Origin of the sequence: Thermosipho japonicus (assembly GCF_014201655.1) — a bacterium.
GTDB lineage: Bacteria > Thermotogota > Thermotogae > Thermotogales > Fervidobacteriaceae > Thermosipho > Thermosipho japonicus.
Genome location: NZ_JACHEX010000004.1, coordinates 60,589 through 80,188, shown reverse-complemented (window position 1 = coordinate 80,188; position 19,600 = coordinate 60,589). Strand labels below are relative to the sequence as shown.

General features: G+C 28.2%; 18 protein-coding genes and 2 pseudogenes. 9 read left to right on the top strand and 11 right to left on the bottom strand.

Going from position 1 to position 19,600, the window contains the following annotated elements:
- Window positions 1-8 precede the first annotated feature (8 nt).
- A complete protein-coding gene (locus HNP65_RS07420) occupies window positions 9-1,043 on the top strand; it encodes an L-Ala-D/L-Glu epimerase (RefSeq protein WP_184619635.1) in 1,035 nt (344 codons plus the stop codon).
- A 566-nt stretch (window positions 1,044-1,609) separates the two neighbouring features.
- Here the strand turns inward: HNP65_RS07420 and pepV are convergent.
- The 3 genes from pepV to HNP65_RS07405 form a co-directional block, all read right to left on the bottom strand.
- The gene (gene pepV / locus HNP65_RS07415; RefSeq protein WP_184619634.1) at window positions 1,610-3,004 is read right to left on the bottom strand and encodes a dipeptidase PepV; all 1,395 of its coding nucleotides are present in this window, start codon (window positions 3,002-3,004) and stop codon (window positions 1,610-1,612) included.
- A gap of 36 nt (window positions 3,005-3,040) precedes the next feature.
- On the bottom strand, window positions 3,041-3,661 hold the full coding sequence (locus tag HNP65_RS07410) for a hypothetical protein (protein ID WP_184619633.1): 621 nt from the start codon (window positions 3,659-3,661) through the stop codon (window positions 3,041-3,043).
- Between the two features lie 64 nt (window positions 3,662-3,725).
- Window positions 3,726-4,490, bottom strand: coding sequence for a sulfite exporter TauE/SafE family protein (locus HNP65_RS07405; protein ID WP_184619632.1), 765 nt, complete (start codon window positions 4,488-4,490; stop codon window positions 3,726-3,728).
- Window positions 4,491-4,709: 219 nt separating this feature from the next.
- Here HNP65_RS07405 and HNP65_RS07400 point away from each other — a divergent pair, with 219 nt between their 5' ends.
- The 6 genes and pseudogenes from HNP65_RS07400 to HNP65_RS09990 all read left to right on the top strand — a co-directional run bounded on the left by HNP65_RS07400 (window position 4,710) and on the right by HNP65_RS09990 (window position 8,426).
- Window positions 4,710-6,026, top strand: a complete 1,317-nt coding sequence (locus HNP65_RS07400) for a GH1 family beta-glucosidase (RefSeq protein WP_184619631.1) — start codon at window positions 4,710-4,712, stop codon at window positions 6,024-6,026.
- A gap of 5 nt (window positions 6,027-6,031) precedes the next feature.
- Window positions 6,032-6,247 (top strand): hypothetical protein, encoded by a 216-nt coding sequence (locus tag HNP65_RS07395; protein WP_184619630.1) that lies wholly within the window; start codon window positions 6,032-6,034, stop codon window positions 6,245-6,247.
- Window positions 6,201-6,935 (top strand): transporter substrate-binding domain-containing protein, encoded by a 735-nt coding sequence (locus tag HNP65_RS07390; protein ID WP_184619629.1) that lies wholly within the window; start codon window positions 6,201-6,203, stop codon window positions 6,933-6,935. Before HNP65_RS07395 ends, HNP65_RS07390 begins: the two co-directional genes overlap by 47 nt.
- Window positions 6,932-7,573: a hypothetical protein gene (locus HNP65_RS07385; protein WP_184619628.1), complete on the top strand. Its 642-nt coding sequence runs from the start codon at window positions 6,932-6,934 to the stop codon at window positions 7,571-7,573. Before HNP65_RS07390 ends, HNP65_RS07385 begins: the two co-directional genes overlap by 4 nt.
- Window positions 7,574-7,590: 17 nt before the next feature.
- A complete protein-coding gene (locus HNP65_RS09845) occupies window positions 7,591-7,863 on the top strand; it encodes a hypothetical protein (protein WP_246348233.1) in 273 nt (90 codons plus the stop codon).
- A gap of 54 nt (window positions 7,864-7,917) precedes the next feature.
- A pseudogene (locus tag HNP65_RS09990) lies at window positions 7,918-8,426 on the top strand (GGDEF domain-containing protein).
- Here HNP65_RS09990 and nadC read toward each other — a convergent pair.
- From nadC to hcp, 4 genes are all read right to left on the bottom strand, one after another.
- The gene (nadC, locus tag HNP65_RS07370) at window positions 8,416-9,231 is read right to left on the bottom strand and encodes a carboxylating nicotinate-nucleotide diphosphorylase (RefSeq protein WP_184619627.1); all 816 of its coding nucleotides are present in this window, start codon (window positions 9,229-9,231) and stop codon (window positions 8,416-8,418) included. The pseudogene HNP65_RS09990 and the gene nadC overlap by 11 nt on opposite strands.
- A gap of 3 nt (window positions 9,232-9,234) precedes the next feature.
- A complete protein-coding gene (gene nadA, locus HNP65_RS07365; RefSeq protein WP_425506720.1) occupies window positions 9,235-10,137 on the bottom strand; it encodes a quinolinate synthase NadA in 903 nt (300 codons plus the stop codon).
- Window positions 10,138-10,149: 12 nt separating this feature from the next.
- Complete coding sequence (nadX, locus tag HNP65_RS07360) at window positions 10,150-10,884, bottom strand: aspartate dehydrogenase (protein WP_184619625.1); 735 nt, start codon at window positions 10,882-10,884, stop codon at window positions 10,150-10,152.
- Between the two features lie 107 nt (window positions 10,885-10,991).
- Entirely contained in the window at window positions 10,992-12,650 is a 1,659-nt protein-coding gene (gene hcp, locus HNP65_RS07355) for a hydroxylamine reductase (RefSeq protein ID WP_184619624.1), read from the bottom strand.
- Window positions 12,651-12,895: 245 nt separating this feature from the next.
- Here hcp and HNP65_RS07350 point away from each other — a divergent pair, with 245 nt between their 5' ends.
- Window positions 12,896-14,173: an ArsB/NhaD family transporter gene (locus tag HNP65_RS07350; RefSeq protein ID WP_184619623.1), complete on the top strand. Its 1,278-nt coding sequence runs from the start codon at window positions 12,896-12,898 to the stop codon at window positions 14,171-14,173.
- Complete coding sequence (locus HNP65_RS07345; RefSeq protein ID WP_343043475.1) at window positions 14,137-15,063, top strand: DMT family transporter; 927 nt, start codon at window positions 14,137-14,139, stop codon at window positions 15,061-15,063. Before HNP65_RS07350 ends, HNP65_RS07345 begins: the two co-directional genes overlap by 37 nt.
- Here the strand turns inward: HNP65_RS07345 and HNP65_RS07340 are convergent.
- The 4 genes and pseudogenes from HNP65_RS07340 to HNP65_RS07325 all read right to left on the bottom strand — a co-directional run.
- A complete protein-coding gene (locus HNP65_RS07340) occupies window positions 15,036-15,740 on the bottom strand; it encodes a class I SAM-dependent DNA methyltransferase (RefSeq protein WP_184619622.1) in 705 nt (234 codons plus the stop codon). The genes HNP65_RS07345 and HNP65_RS07340 overlap by 28 nt on opposite strands.
- A gap of 1 nt (window position 15,741) precedes the next feature.
- A complete protein-coding gene (gene aglB / locus HNP65_RS07335; protein WP_184619621.1) occupies window positions 15,742-17,175 on the bottom strand; it encodes a cyclomaltodextrinase in 1,434 nt (477 codons plus the stop codon).
- 477 nt (window positions 17,176-17,652) lie between these two features.
- Entirely contained in the window at window positions 17,653-17,886 is a 234-nt protein-coding gene (locus tag HNP65_RS09835; protein ID WP_246348231.1) for a hypothetical protein, read from the bottom strand.
- 123 nt (window positions 17,887-18,009) lie between these two features.
- Window positions 18,010-19,596: pseudogene (locus HNP65_RS07325) on the bottom strand (methyl-accepting chemotaxis protein); the annotation flags it as partial.
- Window positions 19,597-19,600 lie beyond the last annotated feature (4 nt).

The following is a 19,600-nucleotide window of genomic DNA, read 5'->3' as shown; positions in this document are numbered from 1 at the left end:
AATAAAAAATGGGTAAAATAAAATCAGTAAAATTCAAATTAAATACTTTCGAATATGAAAAACCATTTCATATTACAAATAGTATCTCAACTAAAACAAGCAACATTGAGATATGTATCGAATTAGAAAACGGTATACTTGGTTTTGGAGAAGCATCTCCGTCTTTTAGAGTAAATGGAGAAAAAGTAGAAACTTTGCCTGCACTTGAATCCATTATAAATGACATGATAAAAGGGTATGATGTCAAAAATTACAGACAAATTTTCGATATTTTGGATAAATTTTTTGCCTTTCCAAGCATTAAAGCAGCAGTTCAATATGCCGTTTTAGATGCGTTATCTGAAGAAATAGGCTTACCAGTTTATAAATTATTAGGTGGTGCTAGAGAAAAGATTGAAACTGATAAAACAGTTTCAATTGGCAAAATAGATGACAGAGTAAATGATGCAGTGAAAATTTTCAAAGAAGGTTTTAGAATAATAAAAATAAAAGTTGGTGAAAATTTAAAAGAAGATATCGAAGCCCTTGAAAGAATTTATGAAAAAACAAAAGGTGCAAAATATATTGTCGATGCTAATATGGGATATACTCCAAAAGAAGCTATTATTTTTGTGAATGAATTATACAAAAAAGGAATAGATATAAATGTTTTTGAGCAACCAGTAAAAGCACATGATATAGAAGGATTAAAATTTGTTAGGTTCCATTCGCCATTTCCTGTTGGAGCTGATGAAAGCGCAAAAACAAAATATGACGTTATGAGGTTAATAAAAGAAGAAGCAGTTGACTATATAAACATTAAGCTCATGAAAAGTGGAATTTCTGATGCATTGGCTATAGTCGAAATTGTAAAAGCAGCAAATTTACATTTAATGATTGGATGCATGGGAGAATCAAGTTTAGGAATAAATCAAAGTGTTCATTTTGCACTTGGAATTGGTGCTTTTGAATTTCACGACCTTGACAGTGCATTAATGATAAAGGAAAAAAAATTTAGGGGAAAATACAAAACAGAAATTCCTTATTATATAGCAATACAGTAGTATGTAAAAAATTTTTGTAAATTAAACCATCACTATGTTTATCATATAAAAAAGGGTGATAATTTGGTCAGTTTTTTTAGTGTGTTTTTTTGTTTTTGAATGATATTAAAAAACGTTGAACAAATATATATATATACTATGTATTGTTTTCTATTTTTTACAATCTTACTTTCTTTTACATAATATATATCCACGTTTTAAGAAATTTTTTGTACATATAACAAAAATGAGAGAGGAAATGGAGAATAAAAAAGGTGTAGTATTTTCAGTTTTAAATTTTTTATCAATTGTTTTACTTGTCAGAAATTTAAACGTGGATAAACAGGTAAATTCTTCCCCATATGAAATACTCTATACAAGTGAGATAGAAGACATAATACCGGTGAGGTAAGAAGAGAAGTTAGCGAGAGTGGATTATTTAAAATTATTTAATCATGAGATTTTCCAGCATTTTACAACATTACACAATCAGAGCAAACTCATAATGTATAATCAACTTAAAATCACCTTTAACAAAAACTACCCCACTAAATTTAGTAGGGTAGTTTAATCAGCATAAAATAAATTTATTCAGATAACCACTTATAAATCAGTCTTGCATATATTCTAATAAATTTCTTATAAGATTCTAGTGACCAATGTTCATTAGGTTGATGCATACCTGTATCTTCTCCTGGAAATACTGCACCAAACGCTACTCCATAAGGCACAGATTTAGCATAAGTTCCTCCCCCCAATGCTATAGGTTCTGTTTCATCTTTAGTAACATCTCTGTACACCTTAAGTAACATCTTTACAAGTTCACTGTCTTTAGAAACATATAATGATTTACTGTGTGAAATTTGAATAACATCAAATTCTTTAAAAGCTTCTTTAATCTGATTAGTAATCATTTCTACATTCATAAATATTGGATACCTTATATTAATTTTGGCTTCTAAATATCCATTTTCAAGGTTAATTGTTCCTAAATTACAGGTAAGTTCTCCACTTGCAATATCTTTAGCATAAATACCAAGACCGATACCATTAATATCCAAACCAAGTTTTTCATTCAAAACTCTTATTACAAAATTATCCTTACCAAAATCAATGTTTGATAAAAGATTTAACATACATGCAATAGAATTTAAGCCAAGTTGTGGAGTTGAAGCATGTGCAGATTTTCCAATAGTTGTTATTGATATTCTATTTCCATTAACTTCATATTTTAATTTACACTTTGTACTAAAGTTTTCAACAAGATAAGCTATTTCATTTACCTTATCAGTTTCTATAACTACGTTACACTCTTCTGGAACAACATTAACTGCAGTCCCCGCTTTCATCTTTATTAATTTAGTATTATAATCATTACCAAGATAAGTACTTATTTTATAAGTTGTATTTCCTTTTTCTGCAAAAACAAGTGGAAATGTTCCATCAGGTGTTACTGCAACATCTGGATATGGTTCATTTTTGAAATAATATTTTAAACATTTTGAACCGTTTTCCTCATTTGTTCCAAAAATTAACCTAACAGTGTTTCTTGGAGTTTTTACTAGCTCAGATGCTATCTTTAAAGCATACAAAGCTCCAATAGTTGGACCTTTGTCATCTGAAACTCCTCTTCCAAACATTTTTCCATCTCTAATTACAAGTTTATAAGGATCTGTTTCCCATTTTTCTAGATCTCCTTCAGGAACTACATCTAAGTGTCCTAATATCCCGTAAAGTTTGCCTGTATTTCCAAAAGTGACATGCCCAGCATAAAAATCAATATTTTTAGTTTCAAAACCTAACTTTTTTGAAATCTTTAATGCTTCACTTAATGCCATTGCAGGCCCTACTCCAAATGGTGCATCTTGACTTGCCGGTCCCATCACCGACTTAATTTCAATTAGCTTTTCAAGATTTTCTAATATTTCATCAAAATACTTATCAACAAGTTTATCAATCGCATCTTCAACAATTTTTTCCATAGTCATCCCCCTTATTTTACAAATTCTTTTTAAAAACTAAAAAGTATAATATATTAAATCAATTTTTCTATTATTTTGAGAAATAAATCCAATTTCAAAAACTAGATAACCTTCATCATGTGTATCAATATAAACTGATGCTATTACATAGTCTATATCATAGTTTTTTGGAGAGTCATCATCAAACATTGAATTTAACAAACTAGATAGATAACTATAAATGGTTAACGCTTCAGAATTTATTGAATTATTTGAATCATAAGCAATTTTATTAAAAGCATTATAAAGCAAATTCAAATCCGAGTCAAATAAAGATACTGAATATAGATATAGATCACCCTGTACTTGATACTCAGATACAAAATCTAATGGTAATATATAATCAGAATTAACATCCCTATTAGAAAAATAACTTAAAAGTGTCAAAATATGATTTTTAAAATACTCATCGTATGGCGAATAAAGATATTCATAATTTTTTTTACTCAAACCATAATCTGTAAGAGAAATTTTAAAATCATAACTTTCTAAATTATTAATCAAACTTGTTATTTCAGAAACTAAAATATCACTTGGAACAACTAAAACATAATTTATTGTTGTTGAAAATAAAAATATAGTAAAAACAAGTAATAAAAAAACTATGATTTTTTTCATAATATCGCCTCCAAAAAATAAGTTACTAAAATTATATCATAACGGAGGCATTAAAATAAAATTATTAAATTAACTCTCTTAAAGATTTAAAAACTACCAAAAATAATATTACTAACACAATTGGTTTTATTATTTTATCTCCTTTCTTTATAGCTAATCCTGAACCAATCCAATTTCCTAAAATTCCAAAAAATGCTGCGGGAAGCCCTATATAAAAAAGTACCTTATCATTAATTAGAAAAGTAATAAGTGCACTAATGTTGGAAGATAAATTAACAATTTTTGCTGTGGCACTAGCACTTATTGAATCAAATGAAAGAAAGCTAGTATACATAATTATCAAAAATGTACCTGTTCCAGGCCCAAAAAAGCCATCATACATTCCAATTATAAAACCTATAGAACTTGAAATAAAAAATTTCTTTTTAAACGAAATTTCTGGCATTTTACTAATTACCTTTCTTCCTTTATTCAATAACATAAAAACACCAGCAATGACAATTAAAACAGAAATCATTACTTTTAAATAAGAGTCTGAAATTAAAAGAGCAAGTTTAGCACCAAGAAAAGAACCCAAAATTGAAAAAATAGCTGAAATAATACCAACATCAAATATAACATACTTTTCTTTAGAATACCTAAATGCGCTAAATATGCTCCCAATCGAAGATGAGAGTTTATTAGTTGCAAGTGCATTATGAGAAGGGATACCTAAAAATAAGTAAGCAGGAAGTGAGATAAGTCCTCCACCACCTGCTATAGAATCTACAAAACCTGCGAAAAATATCATGAAAAACAAAAATAAGTATTCAAAAATTGATAAATGCAATTTTGTCAACTCCTTTTTGTTTTTATTCCTAACTAATTATACTACTTTTTTCATTTTTTTGAACTGTTATGATATTAAAAAATTGTTGAACAAACACATATAATATTATTAATTGTAATCGTAATTTACTTCACATATAAATATATCTACATGTCGAAAAAATTTTTTAGTTATAGTGATATAATAGAATTAATAAACAAGAAGAAATGAGGTGAAAAAATGGAAAGAAACGATTTTCCAAAAGATTTTATTTTTGGTGTTGCAACAGCTTCATATCAAATAGAAGGTGCATATAATGAAGATGGAAAAGTCCCTTCAATATGGGATGTATTTTCACACACTCCAGGAAAAATTAAAAATAATGAAAACGGTGATGTTGCTTGTGACCATTATCATAGATACGAAGAAGATATAAAAATAATTAAGGATATAGGGTTTGATGCCTATAGATTTTCAATATCTTGGCCAAGGGTTATGAAAAATACAAAAGAAAAAAACGAAAAAGGCCTTGACTTTTATAACAAACTAATTGACAAATTACTTGAAAATAATATAACTCCGTTTATTACAATCTATCACTGGGATCTTCCGTTATTTTTATATGAAAAAGGCGGCTGGCTAAATGATGACATAGCACTTTATTTTCAAGACTATTCATCAATTTTATTTCAAAACTTTGGAGATAGAGTAAAACACTGGATTACATTAAATGAACCATGGTGTTCTTCATTTCTTGGGTATTTCTATGGAATTCATGCCCCAGGACATAAAAATCTGCAAGAAGCTATTAAAACTGACCATAATTTATTAAGAGCTCATGGTTATTCTGTAGAAGCATTTAGGGATCTAGTTAAAGATGGAAAAATAGGAATAACAAATGTTACAACTAAAGTAGAGCCTGCTGATGAAACAGAAGAAGATTTTTATGTCGCTCTTTTAGTTGACGAATTAACAAATGGATGGTTTTATGATCCAATAATTTTTGGAAGGTATCCAGAAAATGCAAGAGCAATTTTACAAAGAAATGGTATAGAAATTTTCGAAAATGATATGAATATTATTTCAAAAAAGATCGACTTTTTCGGAATAAATTATTACACTAGACAACTAGTCAAATATGCTCCTGAGGAACCGTTCATGTTTAGAACTATAGAAGGTGAATTAGAAAAAACAGAAATGGGTTGGGAAATTTATCCTGAAGGATTATACGATATGCTTTTAAAGATTTACAACAGATACAAAACCCCACTTTATATAACCGAAAATGGAATGGCTGGCCCAGACAAGATTGAAAATGGAAAAGTGCATGATACATACAGAATAAACTATCTAAAATCTCATTTTGAAAATGCTCTTAAAGCGATAAAAGATGGAGTAGATTTAAAAGGTTACTTTATCTGGACTTTAATGGATAATTTTGAATGGGCAGAAGGATATTCAAAAAGATTTGGAATAGTATACACTGATTATACTACTCAAAAAAGATATTTAAAAGATAGTGCTATATGGCTAAAAAAATTTTTAGAAGGGAAATAAATCTTGTGAAAATTTTTCATACCTTTACAGTTTTATTTATACTATTTAGTCTAATTGGATTTTCTCAACATCTCATGAAAATACTTGATACAGGAAATATGTCTATTGGAATTAGAAATATTCCAAGTGAAGTTGTCTATTTCCCTAGTAACAAAGAAAAAACTGGATTTTGCTATGAAATTGCCACAGAATTTGCAAAAATATCTTGGAGTAAACCCTGAATTTAAAATAGTTGATAAGTTTTCAAAATATTTTGAAAATACAATTTTTAATTCCATTGATATGATCGCTGATATTATTACTATAACTGAAGAAAGAAGTAAAACTTTAACTATGATCAAATTTGTTGAAATTGTTGAGATATTAATTGGCAGAAAAGGCGAAGAAATTACTAATATCAAAGATTTAGTTGGTAAAAAAATAATTACTTTTGAAAACTTTACTTATTTTAAAACTCTACAAAAAATATTAAATGAAAACAATATCGATTATGATATTAGTAATGTTACAATCAAGAATAATAAACTGGCTTATATTAATAAAAGTAAAGTTAGCAATGAGCAAGTTGAAATATTATTAATAAAAAGAAATATAAATTATTCACCATACTTTTTATATTTACAACTCATTGAAAATAAAGCAGATTTCACTATTATTGATTCTTTTTCTTTTGTTCAAAAATATTTTAATACTTTATTTATGAAACAAAATTTAAAACCTATATTTCCTTTGACAAAAGAAGTTGAATATCTTTCTTTTTGTTTCCCAAAAGATGCTACATTACTATCATCTCAATTTGAAAAGCCTTTAGATTATTACAAAAATAGTGGAAAGTTTGATAAGCTATTTAAAAAGTATTTCAATATAAGTTATTATGAATACTTAAGCATAATTGGACTGATAAAATGACTTTACAAAAAAAGATTTTTAGAGCACTTTTATTTTCAATTTTTATAACATCATCTATTATTTTAATTATTACATCAATATATGAAATCTCAAGAACAATAAAGCGAGAAAAAGAAGAATTAATTCTTTTAACCAAGAATTTTAACTCATACTTTAATAGCATTGAACAATACATAAAACAAAATAATAATAAAGTAATTTACAGTAACGATTTTGTATTTTTATTTGGGCAAAATAAAATACTAAAAAATTTTTCCATTATATCAATTAAAAAAAGCATCAATGAATTAATAAACAAAAATGAATTTATTAAAAATATTTTCATTAACGTTAATAATAAACCTAACTACATTTTTGGCAAAATCGATAACAATATTGATTTATCCAAAAATTACTATATAAATAAAAATGAAATTCATTACATCTTAAAAAATAAAATAGCAATAATTGAAAATGTTAACTATATAACGATAATAGATCTTGGCAATTTATACAAAAAGTTTTTAATATCAAATAATCTTCCACTAGATTCACAACTTATGATTAAAAAGAATGAAAACTATATTTGTTATAATCCAGAAAAAGATATTATAAAAAAAAAACTACAAATCTTGAATGTTTCGGAGTTTTTGATTTAAACGAAAAATTTTACATAGTGAAAGATAAATACTATTTACTAAGAATACTATTTTCATACGTTTTATATTATTTACTAATGTTTTTTGTTGCAATACTTATTTCATACTTTTTATCAAAAAAATTATCAAAAAACATCGGTTATTATTTAAATAAAATATCCAGTACTTTATCAAAATTTTCAGAAAAACACTTTGAAGCAGTTGAGCTTGAGGAAGGTATGGAAGAAGAAATTAAAGTTTTCGTAAATACTTTCAACAGCGTTAGCAATAAATTAAAATATACTCTTTAAAATAAGGAAAACATAATCTTTCAAAAAACAAATGAACTTAAAGAAAAAAACAAGATGTTAAGTGAACTTTCAATAAGAGATCCATTGACTAATTTGTACAACAGAAGAGAATTTAATCAAAAATTTCCAAAAGATTTTTCCTTATCAAAAAGAGAAAACATGTACCTCAATTTTGCAATTATAGATATTGATCACTTCAAAAAAATAAATGATTACTATGGGCATCTTGTAGGTGATACTTATCTGAAAAAATTTCAGAAATTTTCAAATTAAACTTTCAAAGAGTTTCAGATAACATTTTCAGATACGGTGGTGAAGAATTTGTAATATATTACCTTTCAAAGAACAAAGAAAACTTCTTTGAACTTCTTGAAAATCTTAGAAAGAAAGTAAAAGAAACACCAATACTAATTGATGAAAAAAGCATTCAACTTACAATTAGTATTGGTGCTGTAAGTAAAATTCCACAAGAAAAAGATTATAACAAAATTATTAAAAAAGCCGATGAAAATTTATACATAGCCAAAAATCTAGGAAGAAATAGAATAATTATTAATCAATGACTTCCATAGAAAAATCAACATATTGAACTTCACTGGTTAATTTCCCTATTGAAATAACATCAACACCCTTTATTAAATATTTATCAAGATTTTTCTCGTTTATTCCACCCGAAATTTCTATTATTATATCCTTCCTTTTTTCTTTAATAATTTTAATAGCTTCTTTTATATCTTCAGGCGAGAAATTATCAAGCATAATTATATTTACTTCTAGATCAAGACATTCTTTCAATTCTTCAAAATCCTCAACTTCTACTTCTATTTTTGATGTAAAGGACTTTATAACTTTTACGGCCTCTACAGCATTCTTTATACCTTTATATATTTTCTTATGATTATCTTTAATCATTACAGTATCAGAAAGATTCAATCTGTGAGTATTACCTCCGCCATGTAAAACTGCAATCTTTTGCAAATCTCCAACAAAAGGTATAGTTTTCCTTGTAGCAGCAATTATAATATTATATTCTTTTGCTTTTTTAGACAACTTAGCTACTTTTGTTGCAACACCACTCATAAGTGAAAGAAGATTTAGTACACTTCTCTCAATTACCAATAAGTTATAAGCATCTCCCCTTAATGTAAAAATTATACTATTTTCATTTACATACATTCCATCTTCATAACTTGTTTCAAATTCAATATTAAATTTTCTAAAAACTTCTTTTACAAGTTCAAGCCCTGACAAAACCGCAGAATCTTTTAAAATTATAATAGATTTTGCAACTTTTCCTTTTAAAGGATACGCTGAAAAATCAACAAGACCTTCATCTTTTCTTATCCATTCAATAATCTTTTCTACCATAAATTATGCCTCCATTAGCTCAAACATCTTTTTAATAGGCAAGACTGCCTTATCTGCAATTTCTTTATCAATTTCTATTTCAAATTCCTCATTTTCCAAAGCTTTTAAAACATTTTTAAGTGTATTTTTCTTCATGTTATTACAAATAGCTGTATATAATGGTATGAATTCTTTCTCTTTATACTTATTTTTTAATTTATTAACCATATCTTTTTCTGTAACAATTATGAATGTTTTATCTTCAACTTCTCCTGGAATTTTTTCCATTTGAGAAGTACTACCTATATAATCAGATATTTTTTGAATTTCTTCAGAAACCTCTGGATGCGAAATTACTTTGGCATCAGGATACTTCTGTTTTAATTTTAAAATATCATCAATCTTTATATAGTTATGCACATAACAGTAGCCAGTTTCTCCAGGCACAGAAATAACTTTTTTACCAGTTTTTCGGGCTACATAAGCCGCAAGATTTTTGTCAGGTCCAAAAAGAACTATATCGCTATTTAGTTTTTTAACTATCTCTACTGCATTAGCAGAAGTACATGCAACATCTGCATACATTTTTGATTTTATTGTACTATTTACATATATAACAAATGGTGCATTATATTTTTTCTTGGCTTCAATAATCATTTCCGGTTCCAATGAATTTGCCATAGGACAAGTTGCAGCTTTCACTGGAACTATAACCTTTTTCTCTGGATTTAACATTTTTATAGTTTCTGCCATAAAATCCACACCCAAAAATAAAATTTTTTCAGTATCAAGTTTAGTAGCAAGTCTTGCAAGTTGTAATGAATCGCCTAAGTAATCTGCAATTTCTTGTATTTCTTGCATTTGATAGTTATGTGCCAAAATTGTATAACCTTTTTCTTTTGCAAGCTGTCTGATCTTTTCCTGTATTTTCTCCATTTTTTATCCTCCTATCTTAACATTTTCAAAATTTTTCTTTATTAATGCTGCAAGAGATAATGGAGCCAGTAAACTTGTTTTTGGATTATTTGAAGGATTATTAGAAAAAATAAATTTATAATTTCCAACACTTGACACAACTTCAACCTCGTGAATATTCTTTTTTACGTTCGGATCAGAATAAATTTCAACATGAACTTTTCTAAAATCTCCCACAGAAAGAGCAAGGGTAACAGAAACATTTGTATTTTTTGGAAATTTCTTAATTGCCTCTATACTATCTCCACTAAAAATTAACACCTTTTCTTTATCGTCCCTTGAAAAAGCTTTAGGAGGTTTGCGAGTTCTTAAAACTACTTTTTCAATATATTTCTTTATTGCATTAATTACATCTATTCCACCTATAGCTCCAGAAGGAATATAAACCTTAGAAGTTGAATTTTCTAACAATCTAAAAAAAGCATTCCTAAAATTTTCATCAGCAAAAGCACCTGTACTCAAAATGTAAAAATCCTTATTTGCAATAATTATTTCCCTGTAATACTCTTTTACCGCTTCAACAGATGCACATTCAATTACAAATGAACAATCATTGGGAATAAAAAATCTGTCAAGTTTTTTTCCTTTAGAATTTGTGATATTTTTCTCATCAAAATAATAAAAATCCTGAATATAACCTTCCAGCTCTTTTAAAATAACATTTGCTGCATTTCCAAATCCTAAAAATAATGGCTTCATTCTCAACACCTCCATTGTTATTTTACACTTGTCAATTACATCTGTCAATACAATAAAAATAATAAAAGGCGCTCGAAAACGAGCGCCAATTTTAGAATAGAAAATTTTTATGCGAGCATTTGTTTCATATCTTCTTCAACTGTTGAAATTGTTGAAATATTGAATTTTTCTGCAACAACATTCAAAACATTTTTGGAAAGAAATGCTGGAAGTACTGGTCCAAGTTTTATCTTTCTAACTCCAAGATAAAGTAATGCAAGTAACACTGCTACAGCTTTTTGTTCATACCAAGCAATGTTATATTCTATCGGAAGGTCATTAATATCATCTACCTTTAATATTTCTTTAAGTTTTAATGCAGTAACCGCTAAAGAGTATGAGTCGTTACATTGTCCTGCATCCAAAACTCTAGGAATTCCATCAATATCTCCTAAATCAAGCATGTTATATCTATATTTTGCACATCCTGCTGTAAGAATGACTGTATCTTTTGGTAATTTAAGTGCAAATTCTGTGTAATATTCCCTTTCTTTAGCTCTTCCATCACAACCTGCCATTACAAAGAATTTTTTTATTTTTCCTTCGTTTACAGCTTTTAAAACTGAATCTAATACCTTTTCTACCTGATTTCTTGCAAAACCTATAACAATTTTCTTCCCTTTTCTTTCTGGTATTGGACCAAGTTCAAGAGCTTTTTTAATTACGGGTGTAAAATCTTTTGGTTTGCCATCAACCCTATTTGGAATATGAGTTACTCCATCAAAACCAACTAGTCCTGTTGTAAATACTCTGTCTTTATAACTATCTTTTGGTGGCACTAAACAATTTGTAGTCATTAAAATTGCCCCGCCAAACTCTTCAAATTCTTTTGTTTGTTTCCACCATGCACTACCAAAATTTCCTGCAAGGTGTTTATACTTTTTTAGCTTAGGATATGCATGTGCAGGAAGCATTTCTCCATGAGTGTAAATCATTATACCTGTTCCTTCAGTTTGTTTGAGTAATTCTTCAAGGTCAAGCAAATCGTGCCCACTAACTAAAATTGCAGGTGCATTATATGTTCCAGTATACACTTCGGTAATTTCAGGATGCCCGAAAGTTGAAGTATTTGCTTGATCAAGTAATGCCATAACTTCAACTGCATATTTTCCAGCTTCCAAAACAAGCGCTTGCAATTCATCTGCAGTAATATCCTTTCTTAATGTTTCTACAAGTCCCTTTTCAATGAAGTACAAAATCTCATCTTTAGTGTGTTTTAATATATAAGCATGATCTGCATATGCTGCTATACCTTTTAATCCATAGATTAAAAACTCTTTTAATGACCTTACATCCTCATTTTCTTCAGACAAAATACCAACTTGTTCCCCTTTTTTAAGATAAGCAACTTTTCCTCCATTTTCAAACCAAATAGCTGCTTCTGGAACTTCCTCATCAAATTTTTTTCCATATTTTTCTTCATATGTTTTTAAAAATTTCTCCCTAACTCTGTTTCTAAGCTCAATTGCCCTGTCAATAAATTTTGAAATTCTCTCTGCTGAAAAGTTCACATTAGTAATTGTTGCAAATAATGCTTCAGCAACAAATAGATTTGCTTCGTCATCTTTTATCCCTAAATCTTTAGCTTTAAGGCTCCAAAAAGAAAGCCCCTTAGTAACCCAAATTAACATATCTTGTAGTGTAGCGACTTCTGGTTTTTTGCCACATACACCAATTGTTGTACAACCTATACCCTTTGATGCTTCTGAACATTGAAAACAAAACATATCTTCCACCTCCATTTGCATTGTAGCGTTTTCAATTTAATTATACTAGACTAATTTACTAATGTCTGTAACATTAGTTACGGAAAAAGAAGTTTTTTAATTTTTTATCCGCTAAAAATAATAATGGTATAATAGTGGTATAGAAAATGGAGCAGAATATATGAGATGATAGTCAAAAAATTGCAACTACAATATACAGAATTATTTTTAATTACAAAACTTATTTTCCAAGAAGGTGTAAGGATATGATTCCTAAAATCATATCGTTAGTTATTTTCTTTTTGACATATTACTTAATTATTTTTGGAAAAGGTAACAAAGCAGTTATCGCCTTTAGCATGGGGCTTTTAATTTCCCTTGTTAAAGTTTCTGATACTTTGCGTGTATCTAATGTTGGAAGCTTTATAGATTTTAATACATTAGGCATTTTACTTGGAATGATGATAGTTGTTGGCATACTTAAAACGACTGGCTTATTTCAAGCAATAGCGATATATATAGTTAAAAAGTCAAACGGAAATATTGTGTATATATTTGTCTCTACATTATTAGCGGTTGCAATATTATCTAGTGTTTTAGATAACGTTACTACTTTATTGCTGTTTTCTCCAATTATCATATACATCTGTCAGGAAATTGAAATAAAACCAGAGACTTTTTTATTTCCAATGATCTTTGCAGCTAATATAGGTGGAACTGCTACTATGATAGGTGATCCACCAAATATCTTAGTAGGTAGCGCTTCTGGAACAAGTTTTTTAAAATTTCTACTTGTTATGATTGTTCCTTCATTAATTTCTCTTTTTCTAACAATTTTGTACTTTTTATACACTCATAAAGAACTCAAACTTGTAAAAAAAGATAAATTAAACAGAGTCATGGAATCAGATCCCAAAAAAGCCATAGTTGATTATAATTTATTAAAAAAAGGATTATTAATTTTTGTACTAGTTATAGTCGGATTTTTCATACATGAATACCTTGATTATGAGGCAGCTCTTATAGCCTTAACTGGTGGAGCAGTAATGTTAATGATATCAAAAAAAGACTTTGATGAAATTTCAAGTGAAATAGAATGGGATACACTTTTCTTCTTTGTTGGACTTTTTGCAATTGTAAAGGCTCTTGAAGATGTTCATGTTATTCAAGATATAACAAATTTAATATTTAATTTTACTTCACATCCCTATATTTTAATATTAATTGTACTTTGGGGAGCAGGTATATTAGCAGCTTTTATGGGAGCTGTACCTGTCGTAACTATTTTCATACCTATTGTAAAAGCACTAACCGGAACTTTTCCTAATAGTGATCTTCTATGGTGGGCCCTAGCTTTAGGGGCAAGCTTTGGTGGTAATGGTACTATTAGTGGTGCTGCATCAAATATGGTTATAGTTGGAATGATAGAAAACAATTTTAATAGAAAAATAAAATTTGCTAAATTTATGAAACTCGGTATGAAAATTGCAACATTAGGACTATTAGTATCATCACTTTATCTATATCTTTTGTTAAAATTATAAAATTACGACAAAAGGGGAGAGTTAATATAAAGGTTATAATATCGGGAATTGCGATGTCAGTAATTTTTGGACTTTCGTTTTTATTTACAAAAAATGCACTTGACTTTACAACTCCATATAACTTTTTATCAATAAGGTTTTTATTTGCATCTTTATCATTTTTAATATTATTCGCTTTAAAAATAATAAAGATTAAAAATGCTAAAAAATTATATAAATTACTTATCGTTGCGTTCTTTCAATCGATTCTATATTTTATTTTCGAAACGAATGGTTTAAAATTTGCTACTTCATCTGAAGCAGGAATTTTAATTGCTACAATACCAATTTTTATAACATTTTTATCACCGTTTATTTTGAAAGAAAAAGTTCCCAAAATAAATTACTTATTTGTATTTTTAAGCTTTTCTGGTGTACTACTAATAATGGGATTAAATGTTAATGAAGAATTTAAAGGAAAGATTTTAATCTTATTTGCAGTGCTTTCCGCTGTTTTTTACAATTTTGCTTCAAAATATTCTTCTAAAGAATTTACACCACAAGAAGTAACATTTGTTATGATGATAACTGGTTGGGTATTTTTCACAATTCTTGCTTTAATAAACAGAGAATTAGACTATAGTGTAATATCAAATAAAAACATTTTAAGTTCAGCTATATACCTGGGCATTTTTTCATCAACAATTGCATTTTTTTTAATTAATTATATGCTTTCAAAAGTCTCTCCTGTTCAATCATCAATATTTTCAAATTTAACTACTGTTGTCTCTGTTATCGCTGGATTTTTTATTAGAAACGAAAGAATAACTTTTAATCATATTATTGGAATGTCGCTAATTATATTAGGTGTTTGGGGAGTAAACTATTTTAAATATCGCAGCGAAAAATAAATATGTTCTCCAAGCACAATATTATATGACTTTTCAATTTCTTCTTCTAAATTATTCGAATAACCACAACCACGAATTTCTAAAACTTGGAAACCGTATTTTTCAAGATCTTTTATATCTTCTAATGTAAAGCATCTAGAATTAAAAACGCCGTATTGTGAACCAACAGTAGTTATATGATATTTTTCAAATATTTCCATTTCACGTCTACTTCCATATTTCTTCACTAACTTTCTCATATAGTAATAACTATCTACAGTCGCAAATAACAATCCATCTTTGTTAATAATATTAGAGAGTTTTTTCATAACTAAATCTAAGTCTTCAACATAACTTAGTACATCCCCCTGAATATTTAAAACATCAAATTTATCATAAGTATCAAAATTTTCTATAGTAGTATTGAAATATTTTACTTTATCTTTAAATTTTTCCTTTGCAAACTCTATCATTTTTGCAGATGGCTCAAGAGCATACACAGAAAAATCCTTATTTAAAAAATATTCAAGCCAATAACCTGTACCACTTCCAACATCAAGAACTTTAGCATTTTTCATATTTATAGTTTTATCCATATAGTGCTCTACAGCTTTTCGCAATGTTAACCATTTCTTGTTATTATACATTTCATCATACATATAAGCTATTCTGTCATAGTATTCATATGATTTCATCATACTATCTTATCCTTTTATATTGATCATAGTTTCGGACTATTTTATTATTTATCTTTAACACTCCAAAACTGCGACCTTTCATATATAATTTTAGTGTTCCACCAGAAACATGAAATTTTTCATCGGATAATAAATCAATAAACTCCGTTCCACTTAATATCCTTCCATCAGGAACATTTACTACCATTTCAATTTCTTTATCATTCTTATTTACATAAACAATAATATTATCTAAAACCATTTGAGATTTTCTCATAAATATTAACGGTTCATTTGATAAAAGCTCAAATCCACCATATCTTAGAGCCGGCTCTTTCTTTCTTAAATTAATCAATTTTTTATAGAATTCTCTTAGTTCATTATCCCATTTCTTTCTATCCCATTCCATTGTTTTTCTACATTCTGGATCATTCCCGCCATCAATACCTATTTCTGTTCCATAATAAACTACTGGAACACCAGGATATGTAAATTGCAATAAAATTGCAGCTTTTCTCTGAAATTTATCTCTTAAAACTGTAAAAAGTCTTTCGCTATCATGACTATCTAGCATATTCCAACATGCATGAATATTTTCAGTTTCGTTATATGTTTTTTCAAGATAAAATCCGCAATTTGGATTTTTATCATTTAAATATGAAATCACATTTTCTCTGAAATGATAGTTCATTATTCCATCAACCATACTCCAGTACGACGGATATGTCCATAGCTCACTTACAACATATTTTTCCGAAGAAAATTCTTTTACTTTCGCAGTTATAAATCTATTTATTTCAGGTCCTAAATCTTGCCCACAATCAAGGCGCCAACCATCAATACCAAGCTCTAAATATTTCCAAAGAATTTCTGAAATATAATCTTTAACAAATGTTTCCTCTAAAACAAGTTCTGGCAAACTTCTCGTTCCCCACCAGCCTCTGTAATGGTTCTCATAAAATACAAACATATTTCTATACTTTTTACTACCTTTTAGAGCTTTTCTAAACAAGACATGTTCTTTTCCAACATGATTGAAAACCCCATCAAGGATAAGCTTCATATCATTCTTATGTAAGTTATTTATTAAATTTTTTAATGCCTTTAAACCTCCAAATTGTGGATCAACTTTAAAATAATCCATCGTATCGTATTTATGATTTGACTGTGCCATAAATATCGGAGTTAAATAAATTGCATTTACCCCTAAATCTTTCAAATATTCTATTTTCTCAGAAATCCCCCATAAATCACCGCCATAAAATATTTTTACGTGAGAACCATCGTCTGATCTTTTTGGAGGAACTCCCCATTTTTCAATTTTACCTCCGCGTTTTTCGTACAAATGACGTTTATCCTCAACAGTTTTTCCTTTTCCTATAAAAAATCTATCTGGAAAAATTTGATAAATTACTGTATCATAAACCCAAGATGGTATTGGAAATAAATGCCTCATATTTAATACCTCCAAATTAAAAATTACATTAAAGAGTATAACATAGAAAAAAATTTTTTAAAGATTTAAGGAGGTAATTTCCATTGGAAAATAAAGCTGCTTTAATAACTGGTGGTGCAAGAAATATTGGAAAAAGCCTTACGATATGTTTTCTAAATAACGGCTACAAAGTGCTGTAATAGATTACAACAGAGAATTACTTGATAAATTATCGGAAAACAAAAATCTTTTAAAATTTTACAGTGATGTATCTAATAAAAAAAGGTTATAAAATTCATAAAATATACAGAAAAAAACTTTAAAAAATTAAATGTAATAATTAACAACACAGCAATCTTAAACTTTAAAAATTTTCTTGAAATTACATTGGAAAAATGGGAAAAGTAATTAAAGTAAACCTGACAGGGTATTTTCTAATTACAAAATACGGTGTACCCCTAATACTTAAAACCTCAGGAAAAGGTTCTATTATAAATATTACATAACAAGAGCTATTATGTCTGAAAAAGGTAATGAAGCATATAGCGCTTCAAAACCAGGAATCCTTGGAGTTACACTCGCGCTTTCAAATTCATTAGGCCCCAATACTAGAGTTAATGCAATTAATTCCAGGATGGATATTCCATGAAGGCGAGTAAATAAGTCAAAAAGAACATATGCAACACCTTGTTGGCAGAGCAGGTACATCAAATTATATTTTAGAACTTGCATTATTTCCTGCAGATAAAAAAAAAGGCGGGATTTATTACAGGGCAAAATATAGTTACTGATGGTGGAATGACTAAAAAAATGATATATATTTAAGGCCCCTTAGTTTAAGGGGCCTTAAACAAACTAAATTTTAAATTTCTTTATCACACTGTCCATCGAATTTACTACCTCTCCTAATTCCTCACTTAATGAGGCTATGTTTTGAACACCTTTTTCAAGACTATCAATCATCTGTTTACTTCTTTCAATTTCATTAACCTCTTCCATAAGAGTTCTTGTTGTGCTATCTACCGCGCTAGACATTTCTTCAGCAGCAGCACTTTGCTCTTGTGCAGATGCGGCAGTATTATTTATCATATTTGTAATATTAAATATTTCATTTTCAATGTTTTCTAACTGTACTTTAACATCTCTCGAAAAATCTGAGGCTTCTTTAATACTCTCAACTGTTTTTTTAGTATTAACGTTTACCTTTTCGGCATTATTCCTTATTCCTTCAAGAATTTTCCCTATATTTTCTGTTGCTGTTTTACTTTCTTCAGCAAGTTTCCTTATTTCATCAGCGACAACCGCAAATCCTTTTCCTGCTTCTCCTGCCCTTGCCGCCTCAATTGCTGCATTCAATGCAAGTAAATTTGTTTGCTCAGAAATTTGATTAATAGTTTCCAAAATTTCACTTATATTTGCAGCTGATATAGATAATTCAGATACCATATCTGCAGTGCTTAAAATTTCTGAATATCCTTTTTCGATTAATTCATATACTTTACCAACTGATTCAGTTCCTAATTGTACATTTTGGGATATTTCGTTTGATTTCTCTGAAAGATCCATGGAGGATTTTGAAACATTTTGAGCGCTTGCTGCAACTTCTTCAATACTTGAGTTGATTTCTTCAAGAGAAGCAGAGATATTTTGAGTTTCAGCTACGATTTTTTCAAATGTAGTTACAACATTCTGTGCAACTGTTTTTTGACTTTCTGAAAATTCTTGCAAATTTTTTGATGAAACTTCTATAGTATTTGAATTATTAATTAATTCATTAACAATTTTTCTCAATCCATCAATCATATTATTAAGCATTTGTGCAATTTTACCAATTTCATCTTTCCTTCTAATTTCCAACTTTTGAGTTAAATCCCCATTCGCAACATTTGAAGTTAGTTCAACAACCTTTTCAACATCTTTTTTTATCTTCTTTCCTATAAATAATACAATTACAAATATTACTATAATAATTATCACTGAAATTATAATATTTGGAATAATTATACTATTTAAAGACTTTTGAATATCATCAACATAAACACCTGCACCAATCATAAATTTATATGGTTCAAACCATCTTGCATAAGATATTTTTTCAACATTTTTATTAACAGATGGTTTATTCCAAACATAATTATATACAAAATCACCATTTTTTCTTGCACCATCAACCAAATCAATTAATACATATTTACCATTTGGATCTTTTATTTTATCTGATTTTTTACCTCCTAAAGTAGGATGAACAACACCTACATAGTTTTTATCAAATATAAATACATAATTGCTACCTTCAAATTTCATAGAACCTATGTACTTTTTAATCAATTTGATAGCTTCATCATGATTAACCCGCCCAGATTTTTCCATATTGTAAATACTTTCTACAATTCCGTAAGCGGTATCAACAACATTTTTTACTGCATCTACTTTTAAATTTGTTAGT

Coding starts and splice junctions, on each gene's coding strand:
- HNP65_RS07420 (WP_184619635.1), top strand. CDS start 9: ATGGGTAAAATAAAATCAGTAAAATTCAAATTAAATACTTTCGAATAT.
- pepV (WP_184619634.1), bottom strand. CDS start 3,004: ATGGAAAAAATTGTTGAAGATGCGATTGATAAACTTGTTGATAAGTAT.
- HNP65_RS07410 (WP_184619633.1), bottom strand. CDS start 3,661: ATGAAAAAAATCATAGTTTTTTTATTACTTGTTTTTACTATATTTTTA.
- HNP65_RS07400 (WP_184619631.1), top strand. CDS start 4,710: ATGGAAAGAAACGATTTTCCAAAAGATTTTATTTTTGGTGTTGCAACA.
- HNP65_RS07390 (WP_184619629.1), top strand. CDS start 6,201: ATGAAATTGCCACAGAATTTGCAAAAATATCTTGGAGTAAACCCTGAA.
- HNP65_RS07385 (WP_184619628.1), top strand. CDS start 6,932: ATGACTTTACAAAAAAAGATTTTTAGAGCACTTTTATTTTCAATTTTT.
- nadC (WP_184619627.1), bottom strand. CDS start 9,231: ATGGTAGAAAAGATTATTGAATGGATAAGAAAAGATGAAGGTCTTGTT.
- nadX (WP_184619625.1), bottom strand. CDS start 10,884: ATGAAGCCATTATTTTTAGGATTTGGAAATGCAGCAAATGTTATTTTA.
- hcp (WP_184619624.1), bottom strand. CDS start 12,650: ATGTTTTGTTTTCAATGTTCAGAAGCATCAAAGGGTATAGGTTGTACA.
- HNP65_RS07350 (WP_184619623.1), top strand. CDS start 12,896: ATGATTCCTAAAATCATATCGTTAGTTATTTTCTTTTTGACATATTAC.
- HNP65_RS07340 (WP_184619622.1), bottom strand. CDS start 15,740: ATGATGAAATCATATGAATACTATGACAGAATAGCTTATATGTATGAT.
- aglB (WP_184619621.1), bottom strand. CDS start 17,175: ATGAGGCATTTATTTCCAATACCATCTTGGGTTTATGATACAGTAATT.
- HNP65_RS09835 (WP_246348231.1), bottom strand. CDS start 17,886: ATGCAAGTTCTAAAATATAATTTGATGTACCTGCTCTGCCAACAAGGT.